The sequence below is a fragment of the Pedobacter sp. SYSU D00535 genome (assembly GCF_017355855.1).
In the GTDB taxonomy this organism is placed as follows: domain Bacteria; phylum Bacteroidota; class Bacteroidia; order Sphingobacteriales; family Sphingobacteriaceae; genus Desertivirga.
Genome location: NZ_JAFEWD010000006.1, coordinates 130,108 through 148,578, shown reverse-complemented (window position 1 = coordinate 148,578; position 18,471 = coordinate 130,108). Strand labels below are relative to the sequence as shown.

The following is an 18,471-nucleotide window of genomic DNA, read 5'->3' as shown; positions in this document are numbered from 1 at the left end:
AAAAGGCAATTTTTGGAACAAAAAATACCTATTCCTTCAAACAATCCCCTGCGTTAATTATTTATAACTAAGTTTATCTTTCATAATTAATAATTAACAATCAGTTTTTTAATTTTACTGCATGAAACCCACCTTACTTATTTTAGCAGCAGGCATGGCTAGCCGTTATGGCAGCATGAAGCAAGTTGATGGCTTCGGTCCCAACGGAGAAACCATTATTGATTACTCAATTTACGACGCAATTCGTGCAGGATTCGGTAAAGTAACATTTATAATCCGCGAGGAATTCCTGGAAAGCTTCAAAGGCATCTTCGCTCCCAAGTTAGAGGGTAAAGTAGAAATCGACTTCGTTTTTCAAAGCTACGACCTGTCGAAATATGGTATCGATAAACAAATCGAGCGCCAAAAACCATGGGGAACCGGGCACGCAGTGCTCGAGGCAGGCAAGCAAGTGAATGAGCCGTTCTGCGTAATTAATGCTGACGACTTCTATGGATATGAGGCATTCCAGAAGATGCACGACTTCCTTACCTCCGAAGTGAGAGACGATTACTACTCGTTGATGGGATATCAAGTAGACAAAACTCTATCAGAGCACGGTTCTGTTTCACGCGGTATCTGTAAGGTGTCCCCTGAAGGGAACTTAGAACAAATCAACGAACGCACAAAAGTATATGAGAAAGACGGCGTAATTGTATATGAGGATGAGGATGGCACCACTACTCCTTTGCATGACGACGCGCGCGCTTCTATGAACTTTTGGGGATTCACTCCAGCTATTTTCAAGCAGGCTGAACCAATGTTTAAGCGCTTTGTGGAAGCAAACGAGAACAACCCAAAAGCCGAGTTCTTCATCCCACTAATGGCAGAAGAGCTGGTACGTACAGGAGAGGCGAATTTCAAAGTGATTCCAACATCATCTAAATGGTTTGGGGTGACTTACAAAGAGGATAAGCCGATCGTACAGCAAAGTCTTTCTGAACTAATCGAAAACGGTACCTACCCAAATAAGCTTTGGTAAAAAAAAACCTGTAGCAGCTTTAACAGCGCTACAGGCTTTTTTATGTAAACCAACTTTCATCTCCAAACCCCTCCTGTCCCGTCATCCGCTCATACTCCACTGGCATTATCCACAGGCCGATATCCGCTTCTACCGGGTTTGTTACAGTACCTTTCTTCCGCTGATTAACCGCTTTAAAAGCGCGTCTCAACGTAAAGTAATTATGCTTCTTATCACACAATCTAGAATCGACCTGTTAGAAACTACAGTCGGAGTACTAAAGCGTCCCGAGAACGAATACAACAGAATCATCAGAAACAAAAAAAGCCCTGCGATTGCAAGGCTCTTTTTTATATACGTTGTAATAATAACTATTACTCTGCTTTATCTTCTGCAGCATCTGCAGCTGGAGCTTCCGGAGCAGCTTCTTCTGCAGCCGCTGGAGCAGCTTCAGCTTTCTTTGCTTTTCCAGAACCACGGCGACGAGTTGCTTTTTTCTCTGGTTGAGCAGTTGCGTCAGCTTTATAAGTAGCATTGTAATCAACAAGTTCAATTAGCGCCATCTCAGCGTTATCGCCTAAACGATTAGGTAACTTGATGATACGAGTATAACCACCTGGGCGATTAGCTACTTTCTCAGCAATGTCGCGGAATAATTCAGCTACAACTTCTTTATTTTGAAGATAGCTGAATACTATACGACGAGAGTGAGTAGTATCGCTTTTTGACTTAGTAATTAAAGGCTCAACGTAAGTACGTAGTGCTTTTGCCTTAGCCAATGTAGTGGTGATACGCTTGTGTTGGATAAGCGAAGAGGCCATGTTAGCCATCATAGCTTTACGGTGGCTATCCGTACGGCCTAAGTGATTAATTTTCTTTCCGTGTCTCATTTTTCTGTTGTTTTACATGCTCATACCGTCTCTTAACGAGGGAATTATGAACATGTCGCTTATTTAAATTCGAATAAGCAACGCCTATTCTTCGTCTAATTTGTATTTTGAAAGGTTCATACCAAAAGACAATCCTTTTGATTTAACCAAATCCTGAATCTCTGTTAATGACTTCTTACCGAAGTTTCTGAACTTCAACATGTCAGCAACGTCATAAGAAACAAGATCAGCAAGCGTGCGGATATCGGCTGCTTTCAAGCAGTTTAGTGCACGTACTGACAGATCCAAATCAACCAGCTCGGTTTTCAAGATCTTACGCATATGTAAGATTTCCTCATCAACCTCTTTAGTCTCTTCTTTCGCCTGTGCTTCTAACATGATGTTTTCGTCAGAGAACAACAAGAAGTGGTGAATAAGGATCTTTGCTGCCTCTTTCAGCGCGTCTTCAGGATGAATTGAGCCATCAGTAGAAATATCTAAAACCAACTTCTCATAGTCAGTCTTTTGCTCTACACGATAGTTCTCAATTGTGTATTTTACGTTTTTAATAGGTGTGTAAATCGAATCGATCGCGATTACACCTACAGGAGCATCGGCATTTTTATTCTCCTCTGCAGGAATATACCCACGACCCTTGCTCACAGTCAGCTCTACTTCAAGAGTAACTGAAGTTTCCATGTTACAAAGAACAAGGTCAGGGTTTAAAACAGTAAAGTTATTAGAAAACTTACTGATGTCACCCGCTTTAAACTGCTCTTGTCCGTTGATGATCACAAATATTTTTTCTGAATCACCTGACTCGCCAGTCTTTTTGAAGCGAACCTGTTTTAGGTTTAGGATGATCTCAGTAACATCTTCTGCTACCCCTTTGATAGTAGAAAACTCATGAGAAACACCTGAAATACGCACCGACGTAATTGCATAACCCTCCAATGAAGACAACAAAATACGACGTAAAGCATTACCTATGGTAACACCGAAACCTGGCTCCAACGGACGAAATTCAAATGTACCGTCGAAATCCGTAGATTTCTGCATGATAACTTTATCAGGTTTCTGGAATGCTAATATTGCCATTTATATTCAGTTAATGTTTTTAAACTGTAATAGCTGCCCCGATAGGAGCAGCTTTATAATCTTACTTAGAGTATAACTCGACGATAAGGTTTTCCTTAATGTTTTCAGGAATCTCGTCGCGGTTAGGATAGTTCAGGAATTTTCCTGTTAAACTGTTAGCATCCCACTCTAACCATGTATGTTTGTTTATTCTTCTGCCGGCAACTGAAGTAGATACAGCTTCAAGAGTCTTAGAACGCTCTCTCACTGCTATCACATCTCCAGCGCGCAGAGAATAAGAAGGAATATTTACAACCTGGCCATTTACAGTAATGTGCTTGTGACCTACCAGCTGACGAGCAGCAGAACGGGTAGGAGCAATACCTAAACGATATACTGTGTTATCCAAACGAGCCTCTAATAATTTCAAAAGGTTCTCACCAGTGATACCTTCTTTAGAAGAAGCAGTATGGAATAAGTTCTCGAACTGACGCTCTAAAACTCCATAAGTATATTTAACTTTTTGTTTCTCCATCAACTGAACAGCATATTCTGACTGCTTTCCACGACGCTTCGAAGCACCGTGCATTCCTGGAGGATAATTTTTTCTTTCTAATGCCTTATCAGGACCAAAAATTGGTTCTCTGAACTTACGGGCAATTTTGCTTTTTGGGCCGGTATATCTTGCCATTTTTGTTCGTTTAAAGTATCTGGTAACCTATAGCTACCGAATCTTATCTTTAATTACTTAATTTCTTTTTTGAAAACTATCAGAAAGCTTCTGGCCTTCTTGAATCTTTTCCAGAGTTATACTCTTCTTCTTTTAGGAGGACGACAACCGTTGTGAGGAAGTGGAGTAATATCTCTGATAGTAGTTACTTCAATTCCTGCTGTCTGTAACGTACGGATTGCTGACTCACGACCAGCACCTGGACCTTTTACAAACACCTCAACTTTACGAAGACCTAAATCAAACGCTACCTTACCGCAGTCTGCAGCGGCTTGAGAAGCAGCATATGGTGTATTCTTTTTAGACCCCTTGAAACCCATCTTTCCAGCAGAAGACCAGGAAATTGCCTGACCTTGGCTGTTTGTTAGAGTTACAATGATATTATTGAAAGTAGCGTTAATATGTGCTTGCCCAACTGGCTCAACAACAACTATGCGCTTTTTGGTTACTTTTTTAGTCTTAGCCATTACTTATCGGGTATTATTTAGTAGCCTTTTTCTTGTTAGCAACTGTTTTACGTTTTCCTTTACGTGTACGTGAATTGTTTTTAGTTCTTTGTCCACGCACTGGCAAGCCTTTACGATGACGTAATCCACGATAACATCCGATATCCATCAAACGCTTAATGTTCAATTGAATTTCTGAACGTAAAGCACCCTCAACCTTAATACGATCATTAATGATTGTACGGATGGCTGCTAACTGATCATCGGTCCAGTCTTGTACTTTCACATCATAACCAATGCCGGCTTCGTCTAATATGCCCTGAGCAGTAGCTCTGCCAACACCGAAGATGTAAGTAAGTCCGATCTCTCCTCTTTTGTTTCTTGGTAAATCAATACCTGCTATCCTTGCCATTTATTATTTCTTGATAGTTTTTACAATAAATATTAACCCTGGCGCTGTTTGTACTTAGGGTTTTTCTTGTTAATTACGTAAAGCTTACCCTTACGGCGGATAATTTTACAATCAGCGCTACGCTTTTTTATGGATGCTCTAACTTTCATCTTATTTATATCTATAAGTAATCCTGCCTTTTGTTAAATCGTAAGGAGACATTTCCAGCTTCACTTTATCACCGGGTAAGATCTTGATGTAGTGCATCCGCATCTTCCCTGAAATGTGAGCGATAATCTCGTGTCCGTTCTCTAACTCAACACGAAACATAGCATTGGACAATGCTTCCTTAATGATACCGTCTTGTTCAATAGAGGCTTGTTTAGCCATATTTTATTGATTTCTATTTATTTAGCTTCCTTATTACGGGGACGCAAAATTAAATAAAAAATTTTAATTTTTATTTTTTTTGTTGTAAAACTTCTTCGATATACTCGAAGGTCGATAAAACGTCTGCTTTTCCTTTTTTAATCGCCACTGTATGTTCAAAGTGAGCCGAGGGTTTCCCATCTACCGAACTTACCGTCCAGCCATCTTTCCAAAACTTTACGCCTGCTCGTCCAAGGTTAATCATCGGTTCAATAGCCAACACAACACCTTCTTCAAGCTTTATTCCGGAACCTCGTTTCCCGTAATTAGGCACTTCGGGCTTTTCGTGAAGCTTGAAGCCAACGCCGTGTCCTACCAGCTCTTTAACCACCCCGTAACCATGGGCTTCGGCGTGTTCCTGCACTGCAAAACTAATATCACCCACCCTGTGTCCAACTACTGCTTTTTCTATAGCCCTTTGCAGGCATTCTTTAGTCACGTCAAGTAGCTCAAGCGTTTCCGACGCCACGTTCCCCACCGCAAAGGTATAGGCGGAATCGCCATAAAACTTATTTAGTACTACACCGCAGTCCACGGAAATAATATCCCCATCTTTCAATTCATACTCCCCGGGGAAGCCATGAACGACTTGATCATTTGGGGAAATACATAAAGAATAGGGGAATCCGTTATAGTTTAGGAAAGCTGGCACTCCCCCATTATCTCTAATAAAGGATTCTGCCAGCTTATCAAGCTCTATAGTCTTAACGCCAGGCTTTATTACTTTGGCAACCTCAGCAAGAGTTTTGGATACCAACAAGGAGCTTTGCCTTATCAGCTCAATCTCTTCAGAAGTCTTATAATAAACTTTGGACATTATTAAAATTAAATTGCAGGACCAGCTGCACCCGCGCCAGTTGTCACAGGCGTACGACCTCTTAACCTACCAGTCTTCATCAATCCATCATAGTGACGCATCAATAAATGACTTTCAATCTGCTGCAGCGTATCTAATACAACACCCACAAGGATCAATAACGAAGTTCCCCCATAGAAGTGTGCAAAGTTACTGTTAACGCCTAGAAGACTTGCGATAGCTGGCAAAATAGCGATGATAGCTAGAAAAACTGCACCCGGTAAAGTAATTTTTGATATTACGTCATCAATATAATTACCAGTAGTTTCTCCTGGCTTAACACCTGGAATAAAGCCGCCATTCTTCTTCATATCGTCAGACATTTGAACAGGGTTAACTGTGATAGCTGTATAGAAGAAGGTAAACGCAATGATCAAAAACGCAAATAGAAGGTTGTACTGCCAGGAAGTGTAATTACTTAACGCTGTAAGGAATGAACCCTGAGCATTAGGGAAGAACTGAACGATTGACAGTGGGATGAACATAATCGCCTGGGCGAAAATGATTGGCATTACACCAGCTGCATTCACCTTCAGAGGTATGTACTGCCTCACCCCGCCATACTGCTTATTTCCCACTATCTTCTTTGCATACTGAACCGGGATTCTACGAACGCCTTGTACAATGAGAATAGTAAATACAACGACAAAGAACAAGGCAATTAACTCTGCTACAATTGCGATAATACCACCGTTTCCACCCATTCTTGCCTGAAACTCTGCAACCAAGCCACCCGGCAACTGTGCGATAATCCCAACCATGATGATCAGGGAAATCCCGTTTCCGATACCTTTATCGGTAATTTTCTCACCTAACCACATTACAAATAAGGTTCCGGCGGTTAGAATTACCATAGAAGAAATTGAGAACAACGGCTCGGCCATGATTCTTGCTTCTGCCGGGATCTGAGTCCGAGCATACGCAGTAGCCTGCAAAAAGGTGATAGCAACAGTAAGGTACCTTGTAATTTGGTTTAATTTCTTCCTTCCACTTTCACCTTCCTTTTGCATCTTCTGAAAATATGGAACTGCAATACCTAATAACTGCACCACAATAGAAGCAGAGATATAAGGCATCACGCCTAATGCAAAAATGGAAGCGCGAGAGAAAGATCCCCCAGCAAACATATTCAATAAACCAAGAAGGCCTTCTCTTTCCTGATTCTCAAGGGCTACAGGATTGACGCCCGGAAGAACAACAAAAGAGCCTATACGGTAAATTAAAAGAAATAAGAGTGTGTTTAAAATACGCACTCTTAAATCTTCTATCTTCCAAATATTTGAAAGGGTAGTGAAAAGCTTCTTCATTAATTATAATTTTACAATTGCACCACCGGCTGCTTCAATTGCTTTTTGTGCAGTAGCTGTGAAAGCATGAGCTGTAACTTCTAATTTAGCTTTTAATTCGCCCCTGCCTAGAATTTTAACAAGGTCGTTTTTTGATACTAATCCATGCTCTTTAAGCGTGGAAAAATCAACAGCTGTCAAATTGAACTTTTCAACAAGCCCTTGCAGAACGTCAAGGTTGATACCTACATACTCTACACGGTTGATGTTCTTGAATCCTACTTTTGGAATACGACGTTGCAAAGGCATCTGACCACCTTCGAAACCTACCTTAGTAGAAGTACCTGAACGAGAACCAGCTCCCTTATGACCACGGGTTGAAGTACCACCACGGCCAGAACCTGTACCACGTCCGATACGTTTTCTATTTTTAGTTGAACCTGCTGCAGGTTTTAAATTACTTAAGTTCATGATTAAATACTTTCTACTGCTACTAAATGATTAACTTTTCTTACCATCCCGATAATCGCCGGGGTAGCTTCAACTTCTACAGACTGGTTGATCTTTTTTAAACCTAAAGCCTGCATGGTTCTTTTCTGGCGCTCGCTTCTGTCGATAACGCTTTTAATTTGAGTTACTTTGATCTTCGCCATGACTCTTATCCGTTAAAAACTTTATTAAGATCAACACCACGTTGTTGAGCTACAGTATAAGCGTCGCGCATCTGAGATAGTGCAGAAACTGTTGCTTTAACCACGTTGTGAGGGTTAGATGAACCTTTTGATTTTGCCAATACGTTGTGAACGCCGGCACTTTCTAATACTGCACGCATCGCACCACCTGCGATTACACCAGTACCGTTTGCTGCTGGTTTAATAAACACAAAACCACCAGAGAATTTACCGTATTGTTCATGAGGTACTGTTCCATTGATTACCGGAACTTTTACCAGGTTCTTTTTGGCATCATCGATACCTTTTGCGATCGCTTCAGTTACCTCTTTAGCCTTACCTAACCCGTAACCTACAACCCCGTTCTCATCGCCTACCACTACGATAGCTGAGAAAGAGAAAGTACGTCCTCCTTTGGTAACTTTTGCAACACGCTGGATGCTAACTAAGCGGTCTTTTAGTTCGATCTCGCTTGATTTTACTCTTTTTATATTGATTGTTGACATCTCCGATTTTATTAAAAGTTAAGACCAGCTTCGCGTGCACCTTCAGCCAGAGACTTAACACGTCCATGGTACAAATAACCATTTCTGTCAAATACTACTGAACTGATACCTGCTGCTAATGCTTTTTCTGCTACAGCTTTACCGACAGCCTTTGATTGTTCCGATTTATTTCCGTTTGCTACAAACTCCTTAGATAAAGAAGATGAAGAAACTAGAGTTTTACCGGTTGTATCATCAATGATTTGAGCGTAAATACCTTTGTTACTTCTGTAAACAGATAAACGTGGACGCTCAGCAGAACCGGTTAATCTTTTTCTGATTCCTTTTTTAATTCGCTCTCTGCGAGATAATTTAATTCCTGCCATGATGATTATTTTTTAGATGCCGATTTACCTGCTTTTCTTCTTAACTCTTCACCAACAAACTTGATACCTTTACCTTTGTAAGGCTCTGGAGCACGTAATGAACGAATCTTCGCTGCTACTTGTCCTAATAATTGTTTGTCGATACTCTCTAAAATGATGGTTGGGTTCTTACCTTTTTCTGCTGTAGTAGCAACCTTAATTTCTTTAGGAAGCTCGAATACATAGTGGTGAGAATAACCAAGCACCAAGTCTAAAGTATTACCAGTATTAGTAGCACGGTAACCTACCCCTACTAATTCCTGCTCTACTTTATAACCCTCAGTAACACCTTTAACCATGTTATTGATTAAAGCACGGTATAATCCATGTAATGCTTTATGGCGTTTTTGTTCTGATGGACGCTGTACTAGAACTTGTCCGTCTTCTTGTGCGATTGTTATATCAGAATCAACTAACTGAGTTAATTCTCCTTTTGGTCCCTTAACAGTTACTAAGTTTTCAGCTGACACTGTAACTGTAACACCTGCAGGGATTGCGATTGGGGCTTTTCCTACTCTTGACATCGTTAATCTCCTTGATTAATAAACGTAACATAAAACTTCGCCACCGATGTTCAAGTTCCGGGCTTCCTTATCAGTCATTACACCTTTAGAAGTGGACAGGATAGCGATCCCTAAACCATTTAATACACGTGGCATACTGTCTACACCTGCATACTTTCTCAAACCAGGCTTACTCACACGTGAAATGGTGCGAATAGCAGGAACTTTAGTTATCGGATGATATTTCAAAGCAATTTTGATAGTGCCTTGAACATTGTTATCGTCAAACTTGTAGTTCGCGATGTAACCTTTGTCAAAAAGAACTTTTGTGATTTCTTTTTTGAGGTTTGATGCAGGAATTTCTACAACCCTATGGTTGGCCTTGATGGCATTCCTTACTCTTGTAAGATAATCTGCTATTGGATCTGTATTCATTATTGTTTGTTATGATGGTGGTTTCCTTCCCTGTCACAGGGACGACCTTCCATCGGTTAAATTTTTTAAAAACGGGATTGCAAAAGTAAAAAAAATTCAAAAACTATCTATTAGACAATTTTTGAATTTTATATTATGACTTTTGACTTAGGGAATGTTACCAGCTCGCTTTCTTTACTCCCGGGATCTTACCAGCAAGAGCCATCTCACGGAAAGTTACACGTGAAATACCAAACTGACGCATATATCCGCGAGGACGACCAGTCAACTTACAACGATTGTGTAAACGAACCGGAGAAGCATTTTTAGGTAATTTATCTAATGCCTCATAATCACCAGCAGCTTTCAAAGCTTCTCTTTTGGCAGCATATTTGGCAACTAATCTTGCACGTTTAACTTCACGCGCTTTTACACCTTCTTTAGCCATTGTTTACTGTTTGATTTTTAAATGGTAAACCAAATTGTTTTAGTAATTCAAGCGCCTCAACATCGTTAGTCGCTGAAGTTACAAAGGTAATATCCATACCCATGATCTTATTGATTTTGTCAATGTTGATCTCAGGGAAAATGATTTGCTCGGAGATACCTAATGTATAGTTTCCATTTCCGTCAAAACCTTTATCGTTGATACCTTTGAAGTCACGAATACGTGGTAAAGCCACAGCGATTAAACGATCTAGAAACTCATACATTGTGTTATCGCGTAAAGTTACACGAACACCAATTGGCATTCCTTTACGTAATTTAAAGTTTGAGATATCTTTCTTTGATTTGGAAGCAACCGCTTGCTGACCTGTAATAGTAGTCAACTCATTAATTGCAGTCTCGATCAATTTTTTATCTGTAGTTGCAGAACCAACACCCTGGTTGATCGCAATTTTCTCCAGTTTAGGAACCTGCATCACACTCTTATATTGGAATTTCTCCTTAAGAGCAGTGCGGATCTCTTCTCTGTATTTAGTTTTTAACCTTGGTACGTAAGTCATTACTTAATTTCCTCCCCAGATTTTTTTGCTACACGAACTGATTTTCCTTCAGCATTCTTTGTTTTACCAACGCGGGTTGGTTTGCCTGTTTTAGCATCAACAACCATAAGGTTAGAAACATGGATAGGAGCTTCCTTTTTAATGATACCACCATTAGGGTTAGCAGCATTAGGTTTAGTATGACGAGATACCTGGTTTGCGCCTTCAACAACAGCTCTGTTTTCCTTTAAAAGTACTTCCAAAACTTTGCCTTGTTTGCCTTTAGAGTCGCCGGCAATTACCTGAACTAAATCTCCTTTACGGATCTTCAATTTAGGTTGAGATTTCTTATTCTTTTCCATGTTACAATACCTCCGGTGCTAATGATACAATTTTCATGAATTGTTTCTCACGCAGTTCTCTTGCAACCGGGCCAAAGATACGAGTACCGCGTGGTTCGTCCTGGTTATTTAATAATACTGCTGCGTTGTCGTCGAAACGAATGTAAGAACCGTCTTTACGTCTTACTTCCTTTTTAGTTCTAACAACTACTGCTTTTGAAACAGTACCTTTTTTTACGTTACCTGATGGAAGTGCACTCTTCACGGTAACAACGATTTTGTCACCCAATGAAGCGTATCTTTTTGCAGTACCGCCAAGGACACGGATCACTAAAACTTCTTTAGCTCCGCTGTTGTCAGCAACATTCAGTCTTGATTCCTGTTGTACCATGTTACTTAGCCCTTTCTAAAATTTCAACTAATCTCCAGTTTTTAGTTTTACTCAGAGGACGAGTTTCCATGATTAACACTGTGTCGCCGATACCGCAAGTGTTAGCCTCGTCGTGAGCCATGAATTTGGTAGTCTTCTTCACGAATTTTCCGTAGATAGGGTGCTTAACCTTCCTCTCTACTGCAACTACGACAGACTTGTCCATCTTGTTGCTTACTACCAACCCGATACGGGTCTTTCTTAATTTTCTTTCCATTTCGACTCTAAAGTTATTCAGTTTCAGAAGCGGACTTTATCTCTGCAGCACTCGCCGCTTTGCGCTTAGTCAATTCTGTGTTTAAACGAGCAATATCTTTTCTAATTTTACTGATGCGTGAAGGGTTTTCTATAGCAGAAACCGCGTGAGCAAACTTTAATTTAGTAAGGCTTGCTTTCTCTTCGCTTATCCTCGCAACGATCTCCTCAGTTGATAGCTCTAATATTTCTGAATTTTTCATTTTTCTTGTATTTGTAAGTCTACGTTCTAAGTTGCGAGTTTCACAACCCACAACTTAAAACTGATAACTCAATTATGCTTCTACGTAATCTCTACGTACTACAAATTTTGTTTGTACTGGTAATTTTTGAGCGGCTAGACGTAGTGCTTCTTTAGCAATTTCTAAAGGCACACCTTCAGCTTCAAAAATCATTCTTCCCGGACGTACAACAGCTACCCAATATTCAGGAGCACCTTTACCTTTACCCATACGTACTTCCGCAGGCTTTTTGGTAACGGGTTTGTCTGGGAATATACGAATCCACACCTGACCTTCACGTTTCATATAACGTGTAACGGCAATACGTGCAGCTTCGATCTGACGACTGGTAATCCAGGCTGGTTCAAGAGATTTGATACCGAAAGATCCGAATGAAAGCTCAGCACCGCGGGATGCTAACCCTTTCATTTTGCCTTTCTGCATCTTTCTGAACTTCGTTCTTTTTGGCTGTAACATGTTCGTATTTTTTTATCGTTAAACGATGTTCTAAAAAATCAATTATTTCTTTCCTCTGAAGCCGCCACCAGCGTTTCCGCCACGGTTCTGGCCACCTTGTCCACCACGGTTCTGACCGCCTTGTCCGCCACGGTTATTTCCACCACGGTTTCCACCACGATCTCCGCCTCTTCTATCTCCGCCTCTTCTGTCGTTTCCACCTCTTTCGTTACCACCGAATGAAGCAGCACCTTCGTTTCTTCCTCTGGTGTTAGACGTTTGTCCGATGTTTGGAGACAAATCACGTTTACCGTAAACTTCGCCTTTACAGATCCATACTTTGATACCTATCTTACCGTAAGTAGTCAAGGCCTCACCCAAAGCATAATCAATATCAGCACGGAAAGTGTGCAAAGGAATTCTTCCTTCTTTGTACTGTTCAGTACGTGCCATTTCAGCACCTCCTAAACGACCAGAGCACATAATTTTGATCCCTTCAGCACCCATGCGCATTGTTGAAGCAATTGAAGTCTTCATTGCACGACGGAAAGAAATACGAGCTTCTAATTGTTTAGCGATACCTTCAGCTACCAACTGTGCGTCAAGCTCAGGACGTTTGATCTCGAAGATGTTAATTTGAACATCCTTTTTAGTAAGTTTTTTTAACTCTTCTTTGATCTTATCAACTTCCTGACCTCCTTTACCGATAACGATACCTGGACGAGCAGTGTGAATAGTTACTGTGATACGCTTCAAGGTACGTTCAATCACTAATTTAGCGATACCGCCTTTAGAGATACGTACTGATAAATATTTCCGAATCTTTTCGTCTTCAACTAATTTATCGGAGTAGTTGTTGCCACCGAACCAGTTAGAATCCCAACCTTTGATGATTCCTAACCTGTTACCTATTGGATGTGCTTTTTGTCCCATTTCCTAAAATTAGTTTTGTTCAAGATTCTTACTATCAACTACCAATGTTACGTGGTTAGAACGTTTACGAATTCTGTATCCACGTCCCTGAGGAGCTGGTCTTAAACGTTTTAACTGACGGCCTCCGTCAACGAAAGCTGTTTTCACAAACAGTTCGCTTTCTTCAGGGCGTTGACCTTCGTTCTTAGCTTCCCAGTTTTTAATTGCTGACAATAACAGTTTCTCAACTCTTTGTGCAGCCTCTTTATTTGTATACTTTAAGATGTATAACGCCTTTTCTACACGCTCACCACGGATCAGGTCAACAACCAGTCTCATTTTACGAGGTGAGGTAGGGCAATTATTTAATTTTGCTACTGCTTCCATGGCTTATTTTTTCTTTTCAGCGTGACCTCTAAATGTTCTGGTTGGGGCAAACTCTCCCAGCTTGTGTCCAACCATATTCTCAGTTACATAAACTGGAATAAATTTATTTCCGTTGTGAACAGCGAATGTATGTCCTACGAAATCCGGAGAAATCATTGATCTGCGAGACCAAGTCTTAATCACAGTTTTCTTGTTGCTTTCATTCATAACAACCACTTTCTTCTCAAGATTGTGGTCAATATAAGGGCCTTTTTTAATTGAACGAGCCATTATTTCTTCCTCCCTTCGATAATGTAACGACTAGAAGCTTTTTTCTTGTTACGGGTTTTATATCCTTTAGCAAGTAATCCTTTTCTTGAACGTGGGTGACCTCCTGAAGCTCTACCTTCACCACCACCCATTGGGTGATCTACCGGGTTCATAGCTACACCACGAACGCGAGGACGGATACCTAACCAACGTTTACGACCAGCCTTACCTAAAACTTCATTTGATTTCTCTGCATTTGACACAGAACCAATTGTAGCCATGCAAGTAGCTAGGATCATACGAGTTTCACCTGAAGGCAATTTGATAATGGCATACTTACCGTCACGAGCTGAAAGCTGTGCGTAAGTACCGGCACTACGAGCGATAGAAGCTCCCTGTCCAGGGTTTAATTCGATGTTGTGGATGATAGATCCAAGAGGAATGCTTTTTAATTGAAGCGCATTTCCTACTTCTGGCGCTGCACCTTCTCCAGAGATTACAGTCTGTCCAACTGTTAGTCCTTCAGGAGCAATGATGTAGCGCTTCTCACCATCAGCATAGTGTAGCAGGGCTATACGGGCTGTACGGTTTGGATCGTACTCAATTGTGGCAACTGTTGCGGGGATGTTGTTTTTATCGCGTTTAAAATCAATCAATCGGTATGACTTTTTATGTCCCCCACCGAGATAACGCATAGTCATTTTACCGGTATTATTTCTACCGCCTGACTTCTTGATAGAAACTACTAACGATTTTTCTGGAACGTTTGTAGTAACATCTGAATAGTCGCCTCCTACGCGGAAACGAGTACCAGGGGTAACCGGTTTAAATCTTCTAACTGCCATGTTTAATTATATAGTGCCGTAAAAGTCTATAGTTTCACCATCTTTCAACGTTACAATAGCTTTCTTGTATTTAGCTGTTTTACCAGATACAAATCCTGCTTTAGTGTAACGATTTTTTGCTTTTCCAGATACCACGATAGTGTTTACAGCTTCGATGTTAACACCATACATTTGCTCAATTGCGGTTTTGATCTGCAATTTATTGGCTCTGTGATCTACTTTAAATGCATAACGATTCAGCTTCTCAGTTAGAATCGATGCTTTTTCTGTTAAAATAGGTTTCTTTAAAATTTCCATATTACTTGGCCAGTGCCTCCTCCAATGTTTTAACAGAACCAGTAGTTAACAACAGTTTTCCTGCATTCAACACGTCATAAGTGTTTAATTGGTCAGCAGTGATCACTTTTGCTTTTTTAATGTTTCTGCTTGATAAATACACATTATTATTAGCAGCTGGTAAAACCAATAAAGTTTTCTCGTCAGCAACGTTTAAGTCAGATACTAGCTTAGCGTAGCTCTTAGTCTTGATTGCATCAAAAGTGAAATCTTCAAGAATTACGATGTTGTTATCCTTCGCTTTGTAAGATAAAGCCGACTTACGAGCCAGTTGCTTTAATTTTTTATTTAACTTAAAGCTATAGTCACGTGGCTGAGGACCGAAAACACGACCTCCACCGTTAAATAAAGGTGATTTGATGTTACCAGCACGAGCTCCACCAGTTCCTTTTTGCTTGTATAGTTTACGGGTTGATCCAGCAATTTCGTTACGTTGCTTAGACTTGTGAGTACCCTGGCGTTGGTTTGCAAGGTATTGTTTAACGTCTAAGTAGATTGCGTGATCGTTTGGTTCTACACCGAAAATCGCTTCAGGAAGTTGCACCTTGGCACCTGTTTCTTTACCTGAAATGTTTAATACACTAACTTCCATCTTATTTATCAACGATTACGTAAGAACCTTTAGCTCCCGGGATTGAACCGCTAACTACTAATAAATTTTGCTCAGGATACACTTTCAAAATCTGAAGATTCTGAACTTTTACACGAGCGCCACCTGTACGACCAGCCATGCGCATTCCTTTGAATACACGTGAAGGCCATGAAGAAGCACCTAATGAACCCGGAGCACGCATCCTGTTGTGCTGTCCGTGAGTTTGACCACCAACACCACCGAAGCCGTGACGCTTAACAACACCCTGGAAACCTTTACCTTTTGAAGTTCCAACAACATCAACGAAGTCGCCTTCAGCAAAAATTTCTACAGTAATAGTGTCGCCCAAACTTTTCTCGTCTTCGAAGGTTTTAAACTCTACAAGCTTGCGCTTTGGAGTTGTTCCTGCCTTAGCGAAATGGCCTTTTAATTGTTCAGTGGTGTTTTTCTCTTTCTTTTCTCCGAAAGCCAACTGAACCGCTTCGTAGCCGTCTTTCTCAGCGGTACGAACTTGCGTAACTACGCATGGGCCAGCCTCGATCACCGTACATGGGATGTTCTTCCCGTCGGCATCGAAAATGCTGGTCATTCCTACTTTTTTTCCAATAATTCCTGACATTTTCTTTTTTTATCTTTTTCGCCCATCGAAGCAGTAGGGCTTCGTTCAAGGCATAACAATCCCTCGAAAGGGACGGCAAAGATAGACACAATACTTTAAATATCAAATAGTGAGGAAGTTATTTTTTTAGAAATAAAAAAGAAACTAATATGTCTTTGGCAAAAGCAAAGAATCAGAAACCGAGCGAATTGGAATTTCTCAATTCTTTGGCGACAGAACTGGAAGTTCCACAGAGCTTAGAGACTGTTGCCGCCTTCATCTAGAAAACCTTTCACAACTGGGAGGTGTTATCAAAAAACAACTAAACTTAGATTTTATGAAAGGTTCCTATTTTAAAATAATTGCGGCAATTATCCTTCCTGCATTCATCGCATGCAGTAGCAGTAATAATAACAATCAGGCAAGCACCGATTCTACCATGATTGAAACAGAAGAAACGGCACAAGCTCAAGGCTCTTATGTAAATTTGAACACTGGTGAACCGGTTGCCATAGTAATGAATTCAGAAAACCAGGGCGGAGTATCCAGTGCTGGTTCTGCTTCCGGATCTGGATCGACCTCAGGATCGGGCTCGGCTACTGCAGGTGGTTCTGTTTCAGGCTCGGGGTCTGCGGGCAGCCTGTATGTCTATGCTGATACTCGTCAGCCAATTGAGGCCGACATGCTTTTTGTAGACGTTAGCACCGGGGATACCTTGTATGGTCCAAGCGGAATAAAGGTAAATAATGCAATTCGCAGAAATGGTGAAAGATGGGAATTGGATAACGCCAAGATCGAGCGTCGCGGAGACGAAATAAAAATCAAAAGCGGTAACGAGAAAATAAAAATTGATGGGGACGACATGAAATATAAATCCGGCGACAGCAAACTGAAGGTTGACGACGGTGAAGAGTTTAAATCGAAAACGCCGACCACGAAGGAAAAAGTAGAGGAAGACGGCGAAACAACTGTAAAACCTCGCTAATAAAAAAAGCGGTTCTGCCAGAACCGCTTTTTTTATTGACTTAATTTCTCGATCAGCCGGGCACTTTGCCGCGCTCCTTCCTGCAAACGGTCGGCAAAAAAATCTTTCACCTGATTAAAATGCGAAAGATAGCCTTCCATATCTCCATATTCTATTATAGATGCCCACTCCCGCACAGCGGAGTGAAACTCCAGGTCATCCGCCCGAATACTTTTATCGTACAATGCTGTCCGAATAGTTTCCTCCAGCAACTCTTCGTTCTTAAACAAATACTCAGCAATACCCAGTCTTAGCCTAAACGGTGGCGTTTGACAAATAAGGTTATCATAGGGATTCACCTTAAGTTGATGCCATGCATCTACCATCGCCAGCAAACTGAGATGAGAGTTAGGCCGGTAGCTGCCCGATTCTTCAGCCATTTTAAAGTCCTTCATCGCTTCATCTTCAAGGGTGATAAACTCACGTTCGCCATGAAACACAAATGCTTTAGCCGCCAAAATCCTCTTTCGGAAGTTAGATTCCTGCTCGCAGATCATCATCTTAAACAATTCCGATTCTGACTTTGCATACTGTCGCACCTGCTTACGGGCAAATGGATTAAGTATAGCCAAACCGGCGTAGACGTGCGCCTTGTAGCTAAAAATCCGAAGGGTTGTCAAAATTTTAACGTTATCAATACCGGTAGAATACGCTCCATGGTCCCAGGGGTAAACACCGGCATTTTTCCACGCGGTGCCCATACTTTCAAACCCCATATGAGTGACGGCTTGAGTATCCGCCATGATTTGATCATGTTGATGGTAGCTGTCTACTTCAATAATTTCTGACTCTAACGCCTCGTAGATCTCAAGCCCTTTTTTATAATTTTCCCTGTCGATGCGATGGGGGACGATGACCAGCTTTTGTCCCGTTGTAGAAAAGGCAGGACCATGCAGTGAATGGCATGTAAAAATATGAACGTCATCCGGAAGATACTCTTCAAAAGCCTCAATTTCCGGATACTTCACCGAGGTTTGGCCTGAGATGATCGCACCATATTTCACAGAAGCTGCTGTAGCTGCAACTACTTCCCTAATCCGAGCAGCTTCTACGGCATACATCAAAAAGTCCGCCTTCCGCGCTACAGATTTAGCATCGGGTAGAATCGTAACTGAAGTACCTTGAAAAGCGTTCTTAAGAATTTCGAATCGTTCCGGAAGGTCGCAACCGTAGATCGAGTATCCCTTCTCCGCCCACTTTCGGGCATAGAGACTACCCATGTCACCCAATCCTATGATACCAATATTCATTGGGTAA

General features: G+C 41.1%; 33 protein-coding genes. 2 read left to right on the top strand and 31 right to left on the bottom strand.

The window, feature by feature from the left end; translation table 11 throughout:
• The first annotated feature begins 121 nt into the window (after window positions 1–121).
• Window positions 122–1,021, top strand: a complete 900-nt coding sequence (locus tag J4N23_RS14115; protein ID WP_207428218.1) for a nucleotidyltransferase — start codon at window positions 122–124, stop codon at window positions 1,019–1,021.
• 40 nt (window positions 1,022–1,061) lie between these two features.
• On the opposite strand, the gene J4N23_RS14110 is transcribed toward J4N23_RS14115, so the two are convergent.
• The 30 genes from J4N23_RS14110 to rplC form a co-directional block, all read right to left on the bottom strand.
• Complete coding sequence (locus J4N23_RS14110; RefSeq protein ID WP_207428217.1) at window positions 1,062–1,211, bottom strand: hypothetical protein; 150 nt, start codon at window positions 1,209–1,211, stop codon at window positions 1,062–1,064.
• Window positions 1,212–1,374: 163 nt separating this feature from the next.
• Window positions 1,375–1,890, bottom strand: coding sequence for a 50S ribosomal protein L17 (gene rplQ, locus J4N23_RS14105; protein WP_207428216.1), 516 nt, complete (start codon window positions 1,888–1,890; stop codon window positions 1,375–1,377).
• A gap of 84 nt (window positions 1,891–1,974) precedes the next feature.
• Window positions 1,975–2,967: a DNA-directed RNA polymerase subunit alpha gene (locus tag J4N23_RS14100; protein ID WP_207428215.1), complete on the bottom strand. Its 993-nt coding sequence runs from the start codon at window positions 2,965–2,967 to the stop codon at window positions 1,975–1,977.
• A 61-nt stretch (window positions 2,968–3,028) separates the two neighbouring features.
• Window positions 3,029–3,637: a 30S ribosomal protein S4 gene (rpsD, locus tag J4N23_RS14095; protein WP_207428214.1), complete on the bottom strand. Its 609-nt coding sequence runs from the start codon at window positions 3,635–3,637 to the stop codon at window positions 3,029–3,031.
• 116 nt (window positions 3,638–3,753) lie between these two features.
• Complete coding sequence (gene rpsK, locus J4N23_RS14090; protein WP_207428212.1) at window positions 3,754–4,143, bottom strand: 30S ribosomal protein S11; 390 nt, start codon at window positions 4,141–4,143, stop codon at window positions 3,754–3,756.
• Between the two features lie 13 nt (window positions 4,144–4,156).
• Entirely contained in the window at window positions 4,157–4,534 is a 378-nt protein-coding gene (gene rpsM, locus J4N23_RS14085; protein ID WP_207428211.1) for a 30S ribosomal protein S13, read from the bottom strand.
• Between the two features lie 32 nt (window positions 4,535–4,566).
• A complete protein-coding gene (rpmJ, locus tag J4N23_RS14080; RefSeq protein ID WP_008506259.1) occupies window positions 4,567–4,683 on the bottom strand; it encodes a 50S ribosomal protein L36 in 117 nt (38 codons plus the stop codon).
• 1 nt (window position 4,684) lies between these two features.
• Window positions 4,685–4,903 (bottom strand): translation initiation factor IF-1, encoded by a 219-nt coding sequence (infA, locus tag J4N23_RS14075; RefSeq protein ID WP_021071231.1) that lies wholly within the window; start codon window positions 4,901–4,903, stop codon window positions 4,685–4,687.
• A 70-nt stretch (window positions 4,904–4,973) separates the two neighbouring features.
• Window positions 4,974–5,759 carry a type I methionyl aminopeptidase gene (gene map, locus J4N23_RS14070; protein WP_207428209.1) on the bottom strand — a complete coding sequence of 262 codons (786 nt, stop codon included), beginning with the start codon at window positions 5,757–5,759 and terminating at the stop codon, window positions 4,974–4,976.
• An 8-nt stretch (window positions 5,760–5,767) separates the two neighbouring features.
• Complete coding sequence (gene secY, locus J4N23_RS14065) at window positions 5,768–7,105, bottom strand: preprotein translocase subunit SecY (RefSeq protein ID WP_207428207.1); 1,338 nt, start codon at window positions 7,103–7,105, stop codon at window positions 5,768–5,770.
• Between the two features lie 3 nt (window positions 7,106–7,108).
• Window positions 7,109–7,555 (bottom strand): 50S ribosomal protein L15, encoded by a 447-nt coding sequence (rplO, locus tag J4N23_RS14060; protein ID WP_207428206.1) that lies wholly within the window; start codon window positions 7,553–7,555, stop codon window positions 7,109–7,111.
• Between the two features lie 2 nt (window positions 7,556–7,557).
• The gene (gene rpmD, locus J4N23_RS14055; protein ID WP_207428205.1) at window positions 7,558–7,737 is read right to left on the bottom strand and encodes a 50S ribosomal protein L30; all 180 of its coding nucleotides are present in this window, start codon (window positions 7,735–7,737) and stop codon (window positions 7,558–7,560) included.
• 5 nt (window positions 7,738–7,742) lie between these two features.
• Window positions 7,743–8,261: a 30S ribosomal protein S5 gene (gene rpsE, locus J4N23_RS14050; protein ID WP_207428204.1), complete on the bottom strand. Its 519-nt coding sequence runs from the start codon at window positions 8,259–8,261 to the stop codon at window positions 7,743–7,745.
• A gap of 11 nt (window positions 8,262–8,272) precedes the next feature.
• Window positions 8,273–8,626 carry a 50S ribosomal protein L18 gene (gene rplR / locus J4N23_RS14045; protein WP_207428203.1) on the bottom strand — a complete coding sequence of 118 codons (354 nt, stop codon included), beginning with the start codon at window positions 8,624–8,626 and terminating at the stop codon, window positions 8,273–8,275.
• A gap of 5 nt (window positions 8,627–8,631) precedes the next feature.
• Window positions 8,632–9,189, bottom strand: coding sequence for a 50S ribosomal protein L6 (gene rplF / locus J4N23_RS14040; RefSeq protein WP_207428202.1), 558 nt, complete (start codon window positions 9,187–9,189; stop codon window positions 8,632–8,634).
• Window positions 9,190–9,204: 15 nt separating this feature from the next.
• Window positions 9,205–9,606, bottom strand: coding sequence for a 30S ribosomal protein S8 (rpsH, locus tag J4N23_RS14035; RefSeq protein ID WP_370527278.1), 402 nt, complete (start codon window positions 9,604–9,606; stop codon window positions 9,205–9,207).
• Between the two features lie 154 nt (window positions 9,607–9,760).
• Window positions 9,761–10,030 (bottom strand): 30S ribosomal protein S14, encoded by a 270-nt coding sequence (gene rpsN, locus J4N23_RS14030; protein WP_207428198.1) that lies wholly within the window; start codon window positions 10,028–10,030, stop codon window positions 9,761–9,763.
• Window positions 10,023–10,589, bottom strand: a complete 567-nt coding sequence (rplE, locus tag J4N23_RS14025) for a 50S ribosomal protein L5 (protein WP_207428197.1) — start codon at window positions 10,587–10,589, stop codon at window positions 10,023–10,025. The genes rpsN and rplE overlap by 8 nt, the downstream gene beginning before the upstream one ends.
• Window positions 10,589–10,930, bottom strand: coding sequence for a 50S ribosomal protein L24 (gene rplX / locus J4N23_RS14020; protein ID WP_304622449.1), 342 nt, complete (start codon window positions 10,928–10,930; stop codon window positions 10,589–10,591). Before rplX ends, rplE begins: the two co-directional genes overlap by 1 nt.
• Before the next feature lies 1 nt (window position 10,931).
• On the bottom strand, window positions 10,932–11,300 hold the full coding sequence (gene rplN, locus J4N23_RS14015) for a 50S ribosomal protein L14 (RefSeq protein ID WP_207428196.1): 369 nt from the start codon (window positions 11,298–11,300) through the stop codon (window positions 10,932–10,934).
• Window position 11,301: 1 nt separating this feature from the next.
• Window positions 11,302–11,556, bottom strand: a complete 255-nt coding sequence (rpsQ, locus tag J4N23_RS14010; RefSeq protein WP_207428195.1) for a 30S ribosomal protein S17 — start codon at window positions 11,554–11,556, stop codon at window positions 11,302–11,304.
• A 13-nt stretch (window positions 11,557–11,569) separates the two neighbouring features.
• Complete coding sequence (rpmC, locus tag J4N23_RS14005) at window positions 11,570–11,797, bottom strand: 50S ribosomal protein L29 (protein ID WP_207428194.1); 228 nt, start codon at window positions 11,795–11,797, stop codon at window positions 11,570–11,572.
• 72 nt (window positions 11,798–11,869) lie between these two features.
• The gene (gene rplP, locus J4N23_RS14000) at window positions 11,870–12,292 is read right to left on the bottom strand and encodes a 50S ribosomal protein L16 (protein ID WP_207428193.1); all 423 of its coding nucleotides are present in this window, start codon (window positions 12,290–12,292) and stop codon (window positions 11,870–11,872) included.
• A gap of 42 nt (window positions 12,293–12,334) precedes the next feature.
• Window positions 12,335–13,204: a 30S ribosomal protein S3 gene (gene rpsC / locus J4N23_RS13995; protein WP_207428192.1), complete on the bottom strand. Its 870-nt coding sequence runs from the start codon at window positions 13,202–13,204 to the stop codon at window positions 12,335–12,337.
• Between the two features lie 9 nt (window positions 13,205–13,213).
• Complete coding sequence (gene rplV, locus J4N23_RS13990; RefSeq protein WP_207428191.1) at window positions 13,214–13,570, bottom strand: 50S ribosomal protein L22; 357 nt, start codon at window positions 13,568–13,570, stop codon at window positions 13,214–13,216.
• A gap of 3 nt (window positions 13,571–13,573) precedes the next feature.
• The gene (gene rpsS, locus J4N23_RS13985; protein ID WP_207428189.1) at window positions 13,574–13,840 is read right to left on the bottom strand and encodes a 30S ribosomal protein S19; all 267 of its coding nucleotides are present in this window, start codon (window positions 13,838–13,840) and stop codon (window positions 13,574–13,576) included.
• Window positions 13,840–14,664 carry a 50S ribosomal protein L2 gene (gene rplB / locus J4N23_RS13980; protein ID WP_207428187.1) on the bottom strand — a complete coding sequence of 275 codons (825 nt, stop codon included), beginning with the start codon at window positions 14,662–14,664 and terminating at the stop codon, window positions 13,840–13,842. The genes rpsS and rplB overlap by 1 nt, the downstream gene beginning before the upstream one ends.
• Window positions 14,665–14,670: 6 nt before the next feature.
• A complete protein-coding gene (gene rplW, locus J4N23_RS13975; RefSeq protein WP_207428186.1) occupies window positions 14,671–14,961 on the bottom strand; it encodes a 50S ribosomal protein L23 in 291 nt (96 codons plus the stop codon).
• A gap of 1 nt (window position 14,962) precedes the next feature.
• Window positions 14,963–15,592 (bottom strand): 50S ribosomal protein L4, encoded by a 630-nt coding sequence (rplD, locus tag J4N23_RS13970; RefSeq protein ID WP_207428185.1) that lies wholly within the window; start codon window positions 15,590–15,592, stop codon window positions 14,963–14,965.
• Between the two features lies 1 nt (window position 15,593).
• Complete coding sequence (gene rplC, locus J4N23_RS13965) at window positions 15,594–16,211, bottom strand: 50S ribosomal protein L3 (RefSeq protein WP_207428184.1); 618 nt, start codon at window positions 16,209–16,211, stop codon at window positions 15,594–15,596.
• A gap of 316 nt (window positions 16,212–16,527) precedes the next feature.
• Between rplC and J4N23_RS13960 the strand changes: the two genes are divergently transcribed.
• Complete coding sequence (locus J4N23_RS13960) at window positions 16,528–17,175, top strand: hypothetical protein (protein WP_207428183.1); 648 nt, start codon at window positions 16,528–16,530, stop codon at window positions 17,173–17,175.
• 32 nt (window positions 17,176–17,207) lie between these two features.
• Here the strand turns inward: J4N23_RS13960 and J4N23_RS13955 are convergent, their stop codons facing one another.
• Window positions 17,208–18,464, bottom strand: coding sequence for a prephenate dehydrogenase (locus J4N23_RS13955; RefSeq protein ID WP_207428182.1), 1,257 nt, complete (start codon window positions 18,462–18,464; stop codon window positions 17,208–17,210).
• Window positions 18,465–18,471 lie beyond the last annotated feature (7 nt).